This is a genomic window from Kitasatospora sp. NPDC096147, assembly GCF_044763225.1.
Taxonomy (GTDB): Bacteria; Actinomycetota; Actinomycetes; order Streptomycetales; family Streptomycetaceae; genus Kitasatospora.
The window spans coordinates 121,759-138,473 of the sequence record NZ_JBIWFX010000018.1; the positions used below are offsets into that span (position 1 = coordinate 121,759).

Genomic DNA, 16,715 nt, shown 5'->3' on the forward strand with positions numbered 1-16,715 from the left:
GCCCGGGGCCAAGGGCGCGGGGAACCGCGCGCAGCGGCAGGAACGGACCTCGGCTCCGGGTACGGCGGCCCATGTGCGAGCGGCCCACCGCACCCGGCAGACCGATCGACTCCCCCACTGCGCGCAGCTCCCCCGGTGATCGACGGCGATGGTGCCCAGCCGTCAGGGGCGCGGGGAACGGCGCGCGGCGGAAGGAACCGGCCTCGTGCCGGATACGGCGGCTCACCTGCCAGCGGCCCACCGCACCCGGCAGACCGATCGACTCCCCCGCTGCGCGCAGCTCGCCGCGTCCCTGACGGTCGATCACCGTCCGGGCCGGTCAGGTGCGCTGGACCAGTTCGTCGTAGGTGCTGAGCACCTGGGCCACCGTGTCGGACTCCCCCGGCCAGGTGGCGGCCTGCTGGTGGGCGGCCTCGGCGAGGGCCGTGCGGCGGGCCGGGTCGGCGAGCAGGCCGCCGACGGCGGCGGCCAGGGCGGTGGGGTCGCCGTAGGGGACCAACGCGGCGGCCTCGCCGATCAGTTCGGGGATGCCGCCGACCGCCGTGGCGACCACCGGGGCACCGGCCCGGACGGCCTCCTGGACCACCAGCGAGCGGGCCTCCCAGCGGCTGCTGACCACCACCAGGTCGGCGGCGGCCAGCAGGTCGGGGACGTCGGTGCGGTGGCCGAGCAGCTCGACCGGCAGCTTCTCGGCGGCGATCCGCCCGGCCAGCTGCTCCCGCTCCGGGCCGTCCCCGGCGATCAGCACCAGCGGGTCGGCCGCACCGAAGTCCGGCAGCGCCACCGCGTCCAGCAGCAGCCCGAACGACTTCTGGTGGACCAGCCGCCCGACCGCCAGCACCAGCGGACGGTCCGGACCGCCGCCGAGCAGGGCGGCCCGGGCCGCCTCCCGGCCGAGGCCGCCGGCCGGCATCGGCGGGGCGGCGACCGGGCCGAGCCGGGCGTCGGTGGCGCCCAACTCCCGGGCCCGGGCGACCAGGTCGGAGGAGGCGCCGAGCACCAGGTCGGCCGAGCGGGCCACCCGACGCTCCATCAGGCGCTGGAGCCGACGGTCCAGGCCGGTGGCGAGCATGGCGTGGTGCGAGGTGACCACCAGCGGGGTCTCCGGGCGCAGGCCGGGGAAGCGGCCGGCGGTGCGCAGCGCCAGGTCGGAGAGCAGACCGGCGCGCAGGCCGTGCGCGTGCACGATGTCCGCGCCGGTGAAGGCGCGCCGGAGCTCGCCGATGGCGGTCGCATCGCTGCGCGCGCCGGAGGTCGGGGTGATGTCCACCGGGTGGAAGCGCGCGCCGGTGCGGGCGAAGCCGAACAGCGCGTCGGTGCCGCCGGGGGCGCAGACCGTGACCACCACGCCGTGCTCGACCAGACCCTGGGCCAGTGAGCGGACATGGGCGCCGATGCCCCCGCTGCCGGCCGAGAGCACCAGCACCACGTGCAGCTGCCCCGTCTCGCTTCCCCTGGTGGCACGGGTGGCGGAATGGTCCACGTCGTCTCGCTCCGACTCGATCACGGCCCGGTCAGTCTCTGTCCAGCGGCCACCATGCCAGGTAAGGCGCCCCTTTGGACAGTCGGCGGGCCTCCGTGTCGGCGGGCCGGGACCGGCCGGGGGCTTGGCGGAAACTCCAGCCACCGCCCCGGCCGGTCGTCCGGATCAGCCCTGTCGGGGCCCGCGGGCGGCGGCGAGCAGCTCCTCCGCGTGCGCCCGGCCGAGTTCGGAGTCCTCCAGACCGGCCAGCATCCGGGAGAGTTCGCGCACCCGCTCCTCGTCGGTGAGCGACTTGACGCCGCTGCGGGTCACCGTGCCGTCGTTGGTCTTCTCCACCACCAGGTGCCGGTCGGCGAAGGCCGCCACCTGCGGGAGGTGGGTGACCACCACGACCTGGGCGGACTCGGCGAGTTTGGCCAGCCGGCGGCCGATCTCCACCGCCGCCTTGCCACCGACGCCCGCGTCCACCTCGTCGAAGAGGTAGGTCGGCACCGGGTCGGCACCGGCGAAGACCACCTCGACCGCGAGCATCACCCGGGACAGCTCACCGCCGGAGGCGCCCTTGGCGATCGGCCGGGGCGAGGCGCCGGGGTGCGGGGCCAGCAGCACCTCGACCTCGTCCACCCCGTGCTGGCCGAACGCGACGGTCCGGCCGTCGAGTTCGAGGCCGGCCGGGTCGTCGGTGCGGCTCAGGTCGAAGGTGACCCGGGCGTGCGGCATGGCCAGCTCGGCCAGCTCGGCGGAGACCGCCTCGGCGAACCGGCCGGCCGCCGCCTGCCGGGCGGCGGAGAGCTCGGCGGCCAGCTCGGTGAGCTCCTCGCGCAGTGCCGCGTGACGCTCCGTCAACTCGGTGATCCGGTCGTCGTCGCCGTCCAGCTCGTTCAGCCGGGCGGACGAGGTCTCGGACCACTCCAGCACCTCGGCCAGCGAGTTCTCCTCGCCGCCGTACTTGCGCAGCAGCTGGGCCAGTACGGCCCGGCGGTCCTCGACGGCGGCCAGCCGGACCGGGTCGGCGTCCAGGTCGTCGGCGTAGCCGGCCAGGTCCTGGGCGACGTCGGCCAGTAGGTAGCCGACCTCGTTCAGCCGGTCGGCCAGCGCGCCGAGCCGCTCGTCGTGGTGGCGGACGGCGTCCACCGCCCGGCGGGCCTGGCCGAGCAGGGTGCCGGCGTCCACGCCCTCCGGGTCGGAGGGGTGGCCGGTCAGGGCCGCCTGGGCCAGGGTGGCGGCGGAGCTGAGCGCGTCGGCATGGCCGAGCCGCTCGGCCTCGGCGGCCAGTTCGACGTCCTCGCCGGCCACCGGTTCGGCGGCGGCGATCTCGTCCAGGCCGAAGCGCAGCAGGTCCGCCTCCTGGGCGCGCTCCCGGGCCCGGGTGGTCAGCTCCTCCAGGGTGTCGGCCACCGAGCGCAGCTCGCGGTAGGTCTCGCGGTAGCGGGCCTGCGGGCCGGCCACGGCGGCACCCGCGTAGCGGTCCAGGGCGGCCCGCTGGCGGGAGGGCCGGAGCAGCCGCTGCTGGTCGGTCTGGCCGTGCACGGCGACCAGGTCCTCGCCCAGTTCGGCGAGCAGTCCGACCGGCACCGACCGGCCGCCGACGTGGGCCCGCGAGCGGCCCTCGGCGGAGACCGTCCGGCTGATCAGCAGTTCGCCCTCGTCCAGTTCGGCCCCAGCCTCCAGCGCGCGCTCCAGCACCGACGAGCCGGCCGGCAGCGAGAGCCGCCCCTCGACCACCGCCCGCTCGGCCCCGCGCCGCACCAGGGCGGGGTCGGAGCGGCCGCCGAGCAGCAGCCCGAGGCTGGTCACCACCATGGTCTTGCCCGCACCGGTCTCACCGGTGACCGCCGTGAAGCCCGGCGCCAGCTCGACCACCGCGTCGTCGATGACACCCAGATCCCGTATCCGCATCTCGTCCAGCACGGTGACGACCATACGAGGTTCCACCCCCGAAGCGCGACGAGCGCCCGTGCCGGGCGGGCAAGTTCCGGGCCAAGTTCATCCCTTCCGGGCGTCCTCGGGCACGGTGCACCGACGCAGGAAGAACTGTGCAAGCGGTCCGATCGCCAGAGCGTAGGCGACGGTACCGACACCGACCGATCCGCCCAGCACCACACCCACCGCCAGCACCGCCACCTCGATGCAGGTGCGGATCAGCCGGATCGACCGGCCGGTCAGCCGGTGCAGGCCGGTCATCAGCCCGTCCCGGGGGCCGGCGCCGAGCCGGGCACCGATGTAGAGGCCGGTGGCCAGCCCGTTCAGCAACAGGCCGGAGACGAACAGCGCGATCCGGGCCGCCCAGGCGTCCGGGGTGTCCAGCAGGCCGAGGGTGACGTCCATGGCGATGCCGAGCACCACCACGTTGCCCACCGTGCCGACCCCGGGCACCTGGCGCAGCGGGATCCACAGCAGCAGCACCAGCGCCCCGACGATGGTCACCCAGCTGCCCATGCTGAGGCCGAGGTGGTGCCGCAGGCCCTGGTTGAGCACGTCCCACGGATTGACGCCCAGTGAGCCGCGCATCATCAGCGCCAGGCTCGCCCCGTACAGCCAGAGGCCGATCAGCAGTTGGGGCACCCGGCGGCCCAGCCGGTCGGTGGTCCAGACACTGCTGGGCGCTTGGGTGGCAGTGGCCATGGCAGGGCGCTCCTTCGAGGGTGGGTACTGGCGGTCCGAGTGGCCGCCCTGCCATCATGGGGAGTCCACCTGGAGCATCGACAGGGCCAATCCGATGGAAGTGGACTGAAATGGCCGAGTGGCAGAGCACCGTCTCCCCGACCGCCCTGGCCCGGCAGCTGCGCACCGCGCACCTCCCGGAGCCGGCCGGCCACCGCCCCGCCTACCGCGAACTGGCCGGACAGGTCCGGCTACTGGTCTCCGAAGGCCGGCTCGCGGTCGGCACCCGGGTGCCCGCCGAGCGCGAGCTCGCCCAGGCCCTCGCGCTCAGCCGCACCACGGTGGCCGCCGCCTACGAGGCGCTGCGGACCGACGGCTACCTGCGCAGCCGCCGGGGCTCCGGCAGCTGGACCACCCTGCCCGAGGGCAGCCGCCCGCCCAGCGACGCCCTGCACCCCGTGCCGCCGGACGAGAGCGGGCGCACCCTGGACCTCGGCATCGCCGCCCTGCCGGCCCCGCAGCCCTGGCTCGGCCTGGCCGCCGCCCGGGCGGTCGAGCAGCTCCCTGCGTACGCCGCCGGGCACGGCAACTTCCCGACCGGCGTGCCGGTCCTCCGGGAGGCCGTCGCCCGCCGCTTCACCGAGCGCGGCCTGCCCACCACCGCCGACCAGATCCTGATCACCACCGGCGCCATGACGGCCCTCCAGCTGGTGCACCACGCCCTGCTCTCCCGGGGCGACCGGGTCGCGGTCGAGGCCCCCAGCTACGCCCACACCCTGCGCGCCCTCCAGCGGGCCGACACCCGCCTGGTGCCCGTCGCCCAGCACGGCGCCCGGCGCGACGCCGGGTACGGCGGCTCCGGCACCGGCGGCGGCGGTGGCGGCGGCGCGGCGGTCGGCGGGCGGTGGGACCTCCTCGAGTGGCAGCGGGTGATCCGGGACGCCGCCCCCCGGCTGGCCTACGTCATCCCCGACTTCCACAACCCCACCGGCGCCCTGATCGACGAAGACCAGCGCCGCGCCCTGCTGGCCGCCGCCCGCACCTCGGGCACCACCGTGCTGGTCGACGAGACCCCGGTCGAACTCGGTTGGAACACCGACGAGTTGCCCCGCCCCATGGCCGCCCTGGACCGGGGCGCCCAGGTGGTCACGGTCGGCTCCGCCAGCAAGATCCTCTGGGGTGGCCTGCGGATCGGCTGGGTCCGCGCCCACCCCGGCCTGATCCGGCAACTGGCCACCGACCGGGCCTTCACCGACATCGGAAGCCCGGTGATGGACCAGCTGATCGCCGCCGAGCTGCTCACCGAGCACCTGGCCGAGGCCCGGGCCGACCGGCACCAGCGGCTGCGCAGCAGCGCGGAGGGCCTGATCGGCGCGCTGCGCGAACAACTCCCCCGCTGGCAGGTCGAGTTGCCGCCGGGTGGCCTCACCCTCTGGGTCGGCACCGACGGCCTGTCCGGCGCCGCGCTGGCCCAGGCCGGCGAGCAGACCGGCGTCCGGATCGCGGCAGGCTCCCGGTTCGGCGTGGACGGCGCCTTCGAGCACCACATCCGTATCCCGCTCACCGTCCCGGCCGCCGCCTGTGAGGAGGCCGTCGCCCGACTCGCCGCCACCGCCCGCCTGGCCGCCACCGGCCGCTGGCCCGGCCTCGACTCGGCCCTCCCGCTGGCAGTCTGACGCCGGGTCAGCTCCCCCGGCCATCGCCGAGGCACGAGGCCCCCGGGCGCACGGCCCGGAAGGGCGGGCGGCTCCAAAGGGCGGGCGCTCAGGGGCGGGGAACCGCGCGCAGGGGCACGGCAGCCCTGGGAACCGGCCGGTGGCGGTTCAGGACGACCGTCTGGCCGCCTTCCGCACCCGCGCGGTCCCCGCACCACCGGGCGCTGCCCACCGGGCCGCAGCGCCCGGCCGAGGCCGTCTCAGCAGCCGCCGCCGCGCCCGCGCCACCCCGTCACCGGCAGCGCGAACTTGGCCACCAAACGGTCCGTGAACGGCGCCCGGTGGAGCCGGGCCAGCCGTACCGGGGTCTTCCCCCGGCGCACCTCCACCCGTGCCCCGGCCGGGAGTTCGACCGAGCGGCGCCCGTCGCACCAGAGGATCCCGTTCGGCGTCTTCGGCTGCACCTCCACCGCCAGCACCGAATCCGGCGAGGTCACCAGCGGCCGGGCGAACAACGCGTGCGCGGAGATCGGCACCATCAGCAGCGCCTCCACCTCCGGCCAGACCACCGGCCCGCCGCCCGAGAACGCGTACGCCGTCGAACCGGTCGGGGTCGACAGCACCACCCCGTCACAGCCGAAGTTGGACACCGGGCGGCCGTCCACCTCGGTCACCACCTCCAGCATCCGCTCCCGGGACGCCTTCTCGATCGAGGCCTCGTTCAGCGCCCAGTCCTCGTACAGCACCTCGCCGTTGGTCCGCACCACCACGTCGAGGGTCATCCGGTCCTCGATCTCGTAGTCGGCCTCGACCACCCGCTCGACCACCACCGCGAGATCGTCCCGCTCCGCCTCGGCCAGGAAGCCGACCCGGCCCAGGTTGATGCCCAGCATCGGCAGCCCGGACTCCCGGGCCAGCTCGGCGCCGCGCAGCAGCGTGCCGTCGCCGCCCGCGACCAGGATCAGTTCGCAGCCGTCCGCCGCGCCGTGCCCGCCGCCGACCAGCTCCACGCCGTCGGGAAGGTCCAGGCCGACCGCCTCGGCGGACAGCAGGCGGATCTTGATGCCCGCCTTGAGCAGGCCGTGCACCAGCGCCTCGACGCTGCGCAGCGCGGTCTCCCGTCCGGTGTGCGCGATCAGGAAGACCGTACGTTCGTCGCTCATGCTGCTGCCCTCTCCCTCACACCTGCCGAGCACACCCACCGGACCGCCCCCGGGCCCGGGACCCCGGTGCGCCGCGCGGCGCACCGGACGCCTGCGGAGCACCCTATCCGGGTGCCCACCCACCGGGGGCGGTTCCCACCCGCCGGCCACGGCCTTGCCCGCTCCGGGCCCGCCTACTGCGGGCCCTCCGCCACCGCCCGCTCCGCGTCCGCCGGGTCCAGCTGCGGGGCGTCCCGGCGCATCCAGAGGAAGTACTCGACGTTCCCCGACGGCCCCGGCAGCGGGCTCGCGGTGACCGCCCGGACCCCGAGGCCCAGCGCCCAGGCGTGGCCCGCCACCTGACGGACCATCTCGGCGCGCAACTGCGGGCTGCGCACCACCCCGCCGCTGCCGAGCCGGTCCTTGCCGATCTCGAACTGCGGCTTCACCATCAGCACCAGGTCCGCGTCCGGCGCACAGCAGCCGGCCAGCGCGGGCAGCACCAGCCCCAGCGAGATGAACGACAGGTCGCCCACCACCAGGTCGACCGGCTCGCCGCCGATCTGCTCCACCGTCAGCTCGCGGACGTTGGTGCGGTCCATCACCGTCACCCGCTCGTCGCTCTGCAGCGACCAGGCCAACTGCCCGTAGCCCACGTCCACCGCCAGCACGTGCCCGGCCCCGGCCCGCAGCAGCACGTCGGTGAACCCGCCGGTGGACGCGCCCGCGTCGAGCGCCCGGCGGCCCTCGACCACCAGCCCCTGCGGCACGAAGGCGGCGAACGCCCCGGCCAGCTTGTGACCACCGCGCGAGACGTAGTCGGGGTCGTTCTCGTCCTTCGCCACCACCACGGCCGCCGCCGTCTCCACCTGAGTGGCCGGCTTGGTCGCGGTGGTGCCGCCGACGGTGACCCGCCCGGCCGCGATCAGCTCGCTCGCGTGCTCACGCGAACGGGCCAGCTTGCGGCGGACCAGCTCCGCGTCGAGTCGGCGTCGTGCCACTGCCACTGGGGTCCCATCTCCTACTGCCGATCGAGCGCGGCCAGCACGTCCGCCAGCCGCTGCTGTACATCTTCGTACACCGCCACCTGGACACCGGTCTCCGCCCCGGCCGACTCGGCGAGGCGGAGCAGCTCGGCGTCCACCTCCGGGAGTCCGGTGGGGTCGTACGTCTCCTCCGGGGGAACTCCGGGGTCAGTCATCGGTGGGCTTCCCGGGCGCGGGCTTCTTCGCGGCCGCCTTCTTGGTGGCCGTCTTCTTGGTGGCCGCCTTCTTCGCCGTCGCGGTCTTCTTCACCACCGTCTTCCTGGTGGCGGCCTTCCGGACCGGCGCGGCCTGCTCGGTGGCCGCCTTCTTGGCGGCGGCCTTCTTCGCGGGCGCGGCCTTCTTGGCGGCCACCTTCCTGGCTGCCGCCTTCCTCACCGGGGCCTCCTTCGCCGGCTCGGCCACGGCGGGCTCCTCCTCCGCCTCCGGCACGTACCAGGCGTCCGGCCCCACCTCCTCCTCGGCGTCCTCCTCGGCCTCGACCTCGACATCAGGAGCGGTCTGCCGGACCTCCTGCTCCCATCCCTGGTCGAACAGCCCCTCCGCCCGGCGCTCCTGAGGCTGCGTCGGCTTCTCCTCCCGGGCGGGCCGCGGCTCGTCCCGCTCCTGCTGCCGCCCGGTCAGCTGGGCCTCCAGGTAGCTCAGCACCACGCCGACCTTGACCACCTGGTCGCCGACCTTCTCGAAGACCTTCTCCGCCTCGGCCCGGGTCACCCCCACCGCGAGGTCGATCCCGGCCCGGCCGACCGTCACGGCCTCTTCCGCCAGGGTCTCCACCCGCTTCACGACCGGCGGGAGCTGTACCAGCAGCCCGGTCACCTGCTTGCCCGCCTCCTCGGCGACCTCGGTGGCCACCACGACCACCCCGCGCACCAGATCCCGCAGCATCTCCGCCTCCACCGTGCCGTACCGTGCCGTCGTCGTCGACGCTACCCGAGGGAGGCCCCGGGCACTGCGATAGCGTGGGCGGCCGGACCGAAGGGGAGACCACAGCGATGGCCAGCACCGAGGAGTGCCGCACGGCACTGGAACAGCTCAGCCGCAACCTCGCGGGCGCGAACGGCGACGTCCGCCAGGCCGCCGCCCTCGACCGCTCGCTGAGCTGCCGCCTCACCGACCTCGACCTCACCTTCACCGGCCGCCTCCGGGGCGGCGAGATCACCGACCTCACCGAACACCCCGGGCCGCCCGCCGCCAAGGCCGACATCCGCCTCACCATGACCGGCGACGACCTGGTCGCCATGGTCGGCGGCTCGCTCAAGTTCGCCTCCGCCTGGGCCTCCGGCCGGGTCAAGCTGGAGGCCGGCTTCCGGGACCTGCTCCGGCTCCGCTCGCTGCTCTGAACGACCCCCGGCGGTAAGCGCTTACCGTCGGCCCCACCGGTGCGGGTAAGCGCTTACCCGCACCGCCGCCAGATCTGACCCCGCCTCACCCCGCCGGCACGATCCGCTCCACCGCCGCCATGACCAGCCGCTCCCGCTCCTCCTCGGAGAACACACCCGGCAGGGTCAGCTGCTCGACGATCAGCCAGTTGAACGCGAGGTAGAGCAGCTTCACCGCCTCCGCGTCCCCGGGCAGCCCCGATGCCTCGTGGTAGGCCAGGTTCGCCTCCACGTCGGCCCGCACCCGCTCGGTCAGCACGTCCCGCAGACCGGGCCGCCGGGTGGCCTCCAGGCGCAGCTCCAGCAGCGCCAGGTAGCCGGTGCGGTAAGCGCTTACCCGCCCCACCAGCTCACGCATCAGCACCCCGTACGTCTCCCGGTCCGGCTTCGCCGCGCGCTGCCGCGCCACCGTCTCCTCGTCGGGCTGCAGTCGCTCGTAGACCCGGGCACCGGCCTGGGTGAGCAGGTCGTCCCGGTTCGCGAAGTAGTTGGAGGCCGTCCCCGGCGGAACGGCAGCCGCCACATCCACGGCGCGGAAGGTGAGTCCGCGCGCCCCCTCGGCCGCCAGCACCTCGATCGCCGCGTCGACCAGGGCAGCCCGCCGCCCCTCGTTCCTGCGCGCCATTGACACCACTCCATCCGTAGTACTACGGTCTGACCACTCCGCTCAGAGTACTCCAGAGAAAGTGGTAAAGGTTTGCGCAAGCTCGTCTACTACGTCGGCGTCACCATCGACGGCTACATCGCCGGGCCCGGCGGCGAGTACGACTTCTTCCCGCTGAACGACTCCTACAGCGCCTGGATGAACGGCCACCTCCCCGAGACCGTCCCCACTCCCATGCGCGCCGCCCTCGGCCTCACCGAGACCCCCGCCGCCCGCTTCGACACCGTCCTGATGGGCCTCGGCACCTACCGCCCCGCCCTGGACGCCGGCCTCACCGACCCGTACGCGCACCTGCGCACCTACGTCGTCTCCAGCACCCTGCCCGCCGACACCGACCCGGCCGTCACCGTCGTCAAGGACGACCCGCTCGGCCTGGTACGCCAACTCAAGCGGCAGGAGGGCCGGGACATCTGGCTCTGCGGCGGCGGCCTGCTAGCCGGCGCGCTGCTGCCCGAGATCGACGAACTGGTCGTCAAGAGCTACCCCGTGCTGGCCGGCTCCGGCATCCCGATGGTGGCCGGCGGCTTCGCCCCCACCCTGTTCACCCCGACGGACCGGAAGTCATTCGACACCGGAACCACCGTCACCTGGCTGTCCCGCAACACCACCTGACGGAACGCCGGAGGGCGGCAGCCACCCGGCCACCGCCCTCCGCCCGCACTCCGTGTTCCGCCTCAGTACTCCGCCTCCGCACCGGACCCGGCCAGGCACGGCCAGGCCAGGCCCGTCAGTCGGAAGCCCCGGTCAGAGCCCCAGCTCCGCCAGCGCCTTCCGCCCGTCCACCGGCCGCTCCGCCGACCAGGCCGCGCCGCACAGCGCCCGCAACCCGTCGTAGCGGTCCTCGCCGCTCCCGCCGAGGCGCAGCGCCCCGTCCTCGACCCACGCCCGCCAACCACCGCACTCGAACCCGCCGTCCACCGCGAGCACCTCCCGATGGGCCGTCAGCAGCCCGCGCAGGTCCGCCGCCAGGTAGGTCGGCCGGTGCTCCGGCGGAGCCGCCAGCAGCAGCGCCGGGGTGGTCACGCCGGTGAACACCAGCAGGCTGTCCACGCCGCCGTTCCAGGCCCCCTCGATGTCGGTGTCCAGCCGGTCACCGACCACCAGGGGCCGCTCCGCGCCGGTCCGGATCACCGTCTCCCGGTGCATCGGCGGCAGCGGCTTGCCCGCCACCTCCGGCTCCGCCCCGGTCGCGGTCCGGACCACCGCCACCAGTGAGCCGTTCCCCGGCGCGATGCCGCGCGCCGTCGGCACCGTCAGGTCGGTGTTGGAGGCCACCCACGGCAGTCCGGAGGCCACCGCGTACGAGGCCTCCGCGAGCTGCTGCCAGCCGACCGTGGGATCGAAGCCCTGCACCACCGCCAGCGGCTCCTCGTCCAACGAACGCACCGCCACCAGCCCGTGCTCCGCCAGCGCCTCCACCAACCCGGCCCCGCCGATCACCAGCACCTTCGCCCCCGCCGGCACCTTCCCGGCCACCAGCCGGGCCGCCGCCTGGGCCGAGTTGATCACGTCGCCGGGCTCGGCCGGCACCCCCAACTCGGTCAGGTGCTCGGCCACCACGCGCGGCGGACGGGAGGCGTTGTTGGTGACGTACGCCAACCGCATCCCACCCGCCCGGGCCACCTCCAGCGAGGCCGCCGCGTGGTCGATCGCGTCCGGGCCCGCGTACACCACCCCGTCGAGGTCCAGCAGCGCCGTGTCGTACGCCTCGGCCAGCGGGAGCCCGCTGCCCCCGGGTGCCGTCCGGGCCGTACCGCTCGCGGTCTGGGTCATGCTGCTGCCACCTCGTGATCGTCCGTCGTCCGTCGTACCGCTGTCACACCGTCAGGCATCACACCGTCGGGCATCGCACCGTCAGGCCGAGTCCTGCCCCGGCCCCCGGTAGCCCGGCGCCCCGGGCTGCAACGGCCCGTACGCCCCGGCCCGCGCCGCCAGCGTCGCCTTGGTCTGCCGCAACGCCGCCCGGTAGTGCTCCGCCTCCGGCCGCATCGCCACCGCCAGCGCCAGGTGCTCGGCCGAGGACTCGAAGTCACCCAGCCGGGCCGCCGTCAGGCCCCAGCCGAACTGAGCGTAGTCGTCGGACGGATCGGCCTGCGCCACCGTCTTGAAGTTGTCCAGCGCATCCCGGTACAGCCCGGCCCCGTACTGCGCCCGGGCCAGCGCCTCCAGGATGCTGCGCGACCCCGGCTCGGCGTCCGCCGCCCGCAGCAGCAGCTGCACGGCCGCCGCCGGATGGCCCTGGTCCAGCAGCTCCGCCCCACGCCGGTACCAGTCGTAGACCTCGCCCTCGGGCACCCCGTCACCGTTGCTCATACCGTCCCCGTTCCCTCCGGCCACCGCGCGGAATCTGACACAGCCTCCAAGCACTGTGATCACTCAACAGCTCATACCCGGTTACCATGCCCAGGATGACGACACCCAGTGCACCCAGTGGAGCAGGTGTCCCGACGGGCGGCCCCGGAGACCCCGGCCAGGTCGCCACGGCGGGGCTCTCCCTGTCCCCGTTCCGCGCCCTCCGCTACCGCCCCGACCGGGTCGGTAACCTGGCCGCCGTCACCTCGCCGCCCTACGACGTGGTGGACCCCAACCGGCGGCTCGACCTCGAGACCTCCGACCCCCACAACATCGTCCGGCTGATCCTCCCCCGCCCCGAGCCCGAGGACAGCGGCGACCGCCCCGACCGCGACACCCGCTACCGGCACGCCGCCCGGCTGCTCGCCGAGTGGCAGCGCGAGGGCGTGCTCGCCCCCGACCCCGAGGCCGCCCTCTACGTCTACGAGCAGACCGCCGGCGGCATCCTCCAGCGCGGCCTGATCGGCTCCCTCGCGGTCAGCGGCAAGGAGGCCGGCATCGTCCTCCCGCACGAGGACGTGATGCCCCGTCCGGTCGCCGACCGGGTCGGCCTGATGCGCACCACCAAGGCCAACCTCGAACCGCTGCTGCTCACCTACCGGGGCAACGGCGGCGCGTCCGGCGTGATCGAGCGCACCGTGCTCGGCGAGCCGCTGCTCACCACGACCACCACCGACGGCACCCACCACCGGCTCTGGGCCGTCACCGACCCGGCGGAACTGGCCACCGTCACCCGGGACCTGGCCACCTGCCGGGCCCTGATCGCGGACGGCCACCACCGCTGGGAGATGTACCTGCGCCTCCAGCGCGAGAACAGGCACCTGCCCCGCAGCCCCTGGGACCGGGGCATGGTCCTGCTGGTCGACACCGCCCGCTACCCGCTCCGGGTGCGCGCCATCCACCGGGTGCTCTACCGCCTCCCGCTCGACCGGGCGCTGTCCGCCCTGGGCGAGCAGTGGCAGGTCAAGGACGTCCCCGGGCCGCTGGAGCACGCCCTGGCCGCCCTCGGCGAGGCCAAGCGGCACGGCGGCAACGCCTTCCTGCTCACCGACGGCCACGGCACCTTCCAACTGCTCACCGACCCCGACCCGGCTCTCCTCGACGCCCACGTCCGCCCGGACCGGCCCGAGGAGTGGCGCCACCTGGACGCCACCGTCCTGCACTCGGTCCTGCTGGACCACACCTGGCAGGTGCCGGACGGCCCCGACGACATCGGCTACCTGCACGCCTCGGCCGCCGCCGAACGCGAGGCCGCCCGTACCGGCGGAACCGCCGTCCTGCTCCACCCGGTCGACGAGAGCGTGGTCCGCCGGCTCGCCGAACAGGGCGTCACCATGCCCCGCAAGTCGACCTCGTTCGGCCCCAAGCCGGCCACCGGCCTGGTGGTCCGCAGCCTCGAACTGGGCTGAGCACCCCGACAAACCCGTGGTGGGGGAAGATCATCGTCCACTAGGGTGCGGCACCGAGCGGCGACGATCATTCGATCCGGCCGCATCGGACTCCTGGGGGAAGCATGTTCCTGGTCGGCCTCGTACTGATCGTCTTCGTGGCGCCGCTGGTGGTGCTGCTCGGTCGCTTCCTGGAGGAGTCGGTCAACAAGTGGCTCGGTTGGGTCGTGCAGTTCATGGGCTACCTGGGCATCACCTCCCTCGGTGCCTGGATCGCGATCACCGGCTGAGCGGGCCCCGAACGTCAGCGGGCCCCGACCACCTCACGGTGGTCGGGGCCCGCTGACGTTCGGTCAACTCCTAGCGACGGTCGCCGTTGCCCCGGATCTCGTCGTCGGCCTCTTCGAGCTCGAGGTCGTCCTCGTCGTAGTACTCCTCGACGTCTTCCTCGTCCTCGTAGATCACCCGGTCCTCGCCGGTGTCGTCCACGGAGATCTTGCGGCGGGGACGCTCCTCGGCGACGGCCTCGTCAGCCTCGTCCTCCGCCTCGGTGCCGGCGTCGCGGTCGGCCTCGGCGTCGGCCGACTCCTCGACGTCACCCTCGCCCGCGAGCTCGTCGTCGAGCGCGTCGGTGAACTCCAGGCCGTCGATCTCGGCCAGCCGCTCCGAGGCGTTGGTCGCCCCGTCGGTGTCCGCCTCGGCCGCCTTGGCGAACCACTCGCGCGCCTCGTCGGCCCGGCCGGCCGCGATCAGCGCGTCGGCGTAGGCGTACCGCAGGCGGGCGGTCCACGGGTGCACCGCGTTGGAGGCCAGCTCCGGGCTCTGCAGGGTCACCACGGCCGCGTCGAACTGCCCCATGTCGCCGCGGGCACCCGCCGCGACCAGACGCATCTCGACCTGGCCGGCCTTGTCCAGCTGCTTCACCTCGGGCTCACCGGCCATCGCCAGCGCCCGCTCCGGACGACCCAGACCACGCTCGCAGTCCGCCATCACCGGCCACAGGTCCACCCGACCGGTCATCCGACGCGCGGCACGGAACTCGGTCAGCGCCTCGGAGTAACGCTGCGTCATGTACGAGGCGAAGCCAGCCGCCTCACGGACCGACGCCACGCGGGAGGCGAGGCGAAGCGCCACGCGCGAGTACTGGTAGCCCTCCTCCGGGTCGGTGTCGAGCGTCCGGGCCACCATCACCAGGTTGCGCGCCACGTCGTCGGCGAGGGTCTTCGGCAGGCTCTTCAGGTCCTGGCGGACATCCGCGTCCAGCTCGAAGCCGGTCACGTCCTCCGGGATCGGCAGCCGCTTGACGGGCTCGTAGTTGCCCCGGCGGTCGTCGTAGTCCGACCGCTCCTGACGCTGCGGCCGGTCCCCGTAGGACGGCCGGCCGCCACGGTCATCGCGGTTGCCGTACGACGGGCGGCCACCGCGGTCGTCACGACGCGGGCGGTCGTCACGGTTGAACGACGGACGGCCACCACGGTCATCGCGGTTGCCGAACGAAGGACGGTCACCACGGTCCCCGTAGGAGGGGCGGCCGCCGCGGTCGTCGCGGTTGCCGTAGGAGGGACGGTCGCCACGGTCGTCCCGGCGGAAGCCACCACCCGACGGACGGTCATCCCGGTTGCCGTACGACGGGCGACCGCCACGGTCATCGCGGTTGCCGAACGAAGGACGGTCACCACGGTCGTCACGACGCGGGCGGTCGTCACGGTTGAACGACGGACGGCCACCACGGTCGTCACGGTTGCCGTAGGACGGACGGTCACCACGATCCCCGTACGAGGGCCGGCCGCCACGGTCGTCGCGGTTGCCGAACGAGGGACGGTCACCGCGGTCGTCACGACGCGGGCGGTCGTCACGGTTGAACGAGGGGCGGCCACCACGGTCGTCACGGTTGCCGTAGGACGGACGGTCACCACGGTCCCCGAAGGACGGGCGACCACCACGGTCATCACGGTTGCCGAACGACGGACGGTCACCGTAGGAAGGCCGGCCGCCACGGTCGTCGCGGTTGCCGTAGGAGGGGCGGTCGCCACGGTCGTCCCGGCGGAAGCCGCCACCCGACGGACGGTCATCCCGGTTGCCGTACGACGGACGGCCACCACGGTCGTCACGGTTGCCGTACGAGGGACGGTCGCCACGGTCGTCACGACGCGGGCGGTCGTCACGGTTGAACGACGGACGGCCACCACGGTCATCGCGATTGCCGTAGGACGGACGGTCGCCACGGTCCCCGAAGGACGGGCGACCACCACGGTCGTCACGGTTGCCGTACGACGGACGGTCGCCACGGTCCCCGTACGAGGGTCGGCCGCCACGGTCGTCGCGGTTGCCGTAGGAGGGACGGTCGCCACGGTCGTCCCGGCGGAAGCCGCCACCCGACGGACGGTCGCCACGGTCCCCGAAGGACGGGCGACCACCACGGTCGTCGCGGTTGCCGTAGGAAGGCCGGCCGCCACGGTCATCGCGGTTGCCGAACGAGGGACGGTCACCACGGTCGTCACGACGCGGACGGTCGTCACGGTTGCCGTAGGAGGGGCGGCCACCGCGGTCATCGCGGTTGCCATAGGACGGACGGTCGCCACGGTCGTCCCGGCGCGGACCCCGGTCGTTCGACCAGCCGCCACGGGACCGGGGCTCGTAGCCTCGGCCGTCGTCGCGACGGTCAGGGCGGTCCTGGGGAGGATTCGACATCGTGGTGACTCCTGTCTGCTGCTTCAGCTCAACCGCGCGGCCTGGACGAGACTTCTCGTCCGGTGCGGTCTGGCGGCGGCCCGCGTGGCCACGCACCAGCTCCATTGTCCGGCACCCGGACCGTCCCCGCTGTCGGGCGGGAGCCGGCTTGATGCCTTCGGGAAAAACAAAAAGGCCGTGGCTCCAGCGATTCGCTGGGGCCACGGCCTTTGAAGAATTGTTCGGCGGCGTCCTACTCTCCCACAGGGTCCCCCCTGCAGTACCATCGGCGCTGTGAGGCTTAGCTTCCGGGTTCGGAATGTAACCGGGCG

17 protein-coding genes and 1 rRNA gene are annotated in these 16,715 nt (G+C 74.0%); 5 read left to right on the forward strand and 13 right to left on the reverse strand.

Features of this window, described 5'->3' with window-relative positions; all coding sequences use genetic code 11:
- Positions 1–319: 319 nt before the first annotated feature.
- The 3 genes from ACIRBX_RS34575 to ACIRBX_RS34585 all read right to left on the reverse strand — a co-directional run bounded on the left by ACIRBX_RS34575 (position 320) and on the right by ACIRBX_RS34585 (position 4,108).
- Complete coding sequence (locus tag ACIRBX_RS34575; protein WP_402303534.1) at positions 320–1,483, reverse strand: glycosyltransferase family 4 protein; 1,164 nt, start codon at positions 1,481–1,483, stop codon at positions 320–322.
- 165 nt (positions 1,484–1,648) lie between these two features.
- The gene (gene recN / locus ACIRBX_RS34580; protein WP_402303537.1) at positions 1,649–3,406 is read right to left on the reverse strand and encodes a DNA repair protein RecN; all 1,758 of its coding nucleotides are present in this window, start codon (positions 3,404–3,406) and stop codon (positions 1,649–1,651) included.
- Positions 3,407–3,469: 63 nt separating this feature from the next.
- Positions 3,470–4,108 carry a YitT family protein gene (locus ACIRBX_RS34585; protein WP_402303539.1) on the reverse strand — a complete coding sequence of 213 codons (639 nt, stop codon included), beginning with the start codon at positions 4,106–4,108 and terminating at the stop codon, positions 3,470–3,472.
- Between the two features lie 110 nt (positions 4,109–4,218).
- On the opposite strand from ACIRBX_RS34585, the gene ACIRBX_RS34590 reads away from it, so the two are divergent.
- Positions 4,219–5,763: a PLP-dependent aminotransferase family protein gene (locus tag ACIRBX_RS34590; protein ID WP_402303541.1), complete on the forward strand. Its 1,545-nt coding sequence runs from the start codon at positions 4,219–4,221 to the stop codon at positions 5,761–5,763.
- Between the two features lie 239 nt (positions 5,764–6,002).
- Here ACIRBX_RS34590 and ACIRBX_RS34595 read toward each other — a convergent pair whose 3' ends face one another.
- The 4 genes from ACIRBX_RS34595 to ACIRBX_RS34610 form a co-directional block, all read right to left on the reverse strand.
- Entirely contained in the window at positions 6,003–6,905 is a 903-nt protein-coding gene (locus ACIRBX_RS34595; protein ID WP_402303542.1) for an NAD kinase, read from the reverse strand.
- 173 nt (positions 6,906–7,078) lie between these two features.
- Positions 7,079–7,885, reverse strand: coding sequence for a TlyA family RNA methyltransferase (locus ACIRBX_RS34600; protein ID WP_402303564.1), 807 nt, complete (start codon positions 7,883–7,885; stop codon positions 7,079–7,081).
- Positions 7,886–7,905: 20 nt separating this feature from the next.
- The gene (locus tag ACIRBX_RS34605) at positions 7,906–8,085 is read right to left on the reverse strand and encodes a hypothetical protein (protein ID WP_402303544.1); all 180 of its coding nucleotides are present in this window, start codon (positions 8,083–8,085) and stop codon (positions 7,906–7,908) included.
- A complete protein-coding gene (locus ACIRBX_RS34610; RefSeq protein ID WP_402303546.1) occupies positions 8,078–8,815 on the reverse strand; it encodes a hypothetical protein in 738 nt (245 codons plus the stop codon). Before ACIRBX_RS34610 ends, ACIRBX_RS34605 begins: the two co-directional genes overlap by 8 nt.
- A 107-nt stretch (positions 8,816–8,922) precedes the next feature.
- Between ACIRBX_RS34610 and ACIRBX_RS34615 the strand changes: the two genes are divergently transcribed.
- On the forward strand, positions 8,923–9,270 hold the full coding sequence (locus ACIRBX_RS34615) for an alkyl sulfatase C-terminal domain-containing protein (RefSeq protein WP_402303547.1): 348 nt from the start codon (positions 8,923–8,925) through the stop codon (positions 9,268–9,270).
- An 85-nt stretch (positions 9,271–9,355) separates the two neighbouring features.
- Here the strand turns inward: ACIRBX_RS34615 and ACIRBX_RS34620 are convergent, their stop codons facing one another.
- Positions 9,356–9,934 (reverse strand): TetR/AcrR family transcriptional regulator, encoded by a 579-nt coding sequence (locus tag ACIRBX_RS34620; RefSeq protein WP_402303550.1) that lies wholly within the window; start codon positions 9,932–9,934, stop codon positions 9,356–9,358.
- A gap of 72 nt (positions 9,935–10,006) precedes the next feature.
- Between ACIRBX_RS34620 and ACIRBX_RS34625 the strand changes: the two genes are divergently transcribed.
- Positions 10,007–10,585, forward strand: coding sequence for a dihydrofolate reductase family protein (locus ACIRBX_RS34625; protein WP_402303552.1), 579 nt, complete (start codon positions 10,007–10,009; stop codon positions 10,583–10,585).
- Between the two features lie 132 nt (positions 10,586–10,717).
- Here the strand turns inward: ACIRBX_RS34625 and ACIRBX_RS34630 are convergent, their stop codons facing one another.
- Together ACIRBX_RS34630 and ACIRBX_RS34635 are read right to left on the reverse strand one after the other, a co-directional pair.
- Positions 10,718–11,746: an HAD-IIA family hydrolase gene (locus ACIRBX_RS34630; protein WP_402303554.1), complete on the reverse strand. Its 1,029-nt coding sequence runs from the start codon at positions 11,744–11,746 to the stop codon at positions 10,718–10,720.
- An 81-nt stretch (positions 11,747–11,827) separates the two neighbouring features.
- Positions 11,828–12,286 (reverse strand): tetratricopeptide repeat protein, encoded by a 459-nt coding sequence (locus ACIRBX_RS34635; RefSeq protein WP_402303556.1) that lies wholly within the window; start codon positions 12,284–12,286, stop codon positions 11,828–11,830.
- 95 nt (positions 12,287–12,381) lie between these two features.
- Here ACIRBX_RS34635 and ACIRBX_RS34640 point away from each other — a divergent pair, with 95 nt between their 5' ends.
- The gene (locus ACIRBX_RS34640; RefSeq protein WP_402303558.1) at positions 12,382–13,734 is read left to right on the forward strand and encodes a DUF1015 family protein; all 1,353 of its coding nucleotides are present in this window, start codon (positions 12,382–12,384) and stop codon (positions 13,732–13,734) included.
- A gap of 104 nt (positions 13,735–13,838) precedes the next feature.
- Positions 13,839–14,003, forward strand: coding sequence for a hypothetical protein (locus ACIRBX_RS34645; RefSeq protein ID WP_402303561.1), 165 nt, complete (start codon positions 13,839–13,841; stop codon positions 14,001–14,003).
- A gap of 70 nt (positions 14,004–14,073) precedes the next feature.
- Here the strand turns inward: ACIRBX_RS34645 and ACIRBX_RS34650 are convergent, their stop codons facing one another.
- The 3 genes from ACIRBX_RS34650 to rrf form a co-directional block, all read right to left on the reverse strand.
- Positions 14,074–15,009 (reverse strand): tetratricopeptide repeat protein, encoded by a 936-nt coding sequence (locus tag ACIRBX_RS34650; RefSeq protein WP_402303565.1) that lies wholly within the window; start codon positions 15,007–15,009, stop codon positions 14,074–14,076.
- On the reverse strand, positions 14,988–16,277 hold the full coding sequence (locus tag ACIRBX_RS34655) for a hypothetical protein (RefSeq protein ID WP_402303567.1): 1,290 nt from the start codon (positions 16,275–16,277) through the stop codon (positions 14,988–14,990). The genes ACIRBX_RS34650 and ACIRBX_RS34655 overlap by 22 nt, the downstream gene beginning before the upstream one ends.
- A 346-nt stretch (positions 16,278–16,623) precedes the next feature.
- A 5S ribosomal RNA gene (gene rrf, locus ACIRBX_RS34660) occupies positions 16,624–16,715 on the reverse strand; the annotation flags it as partial.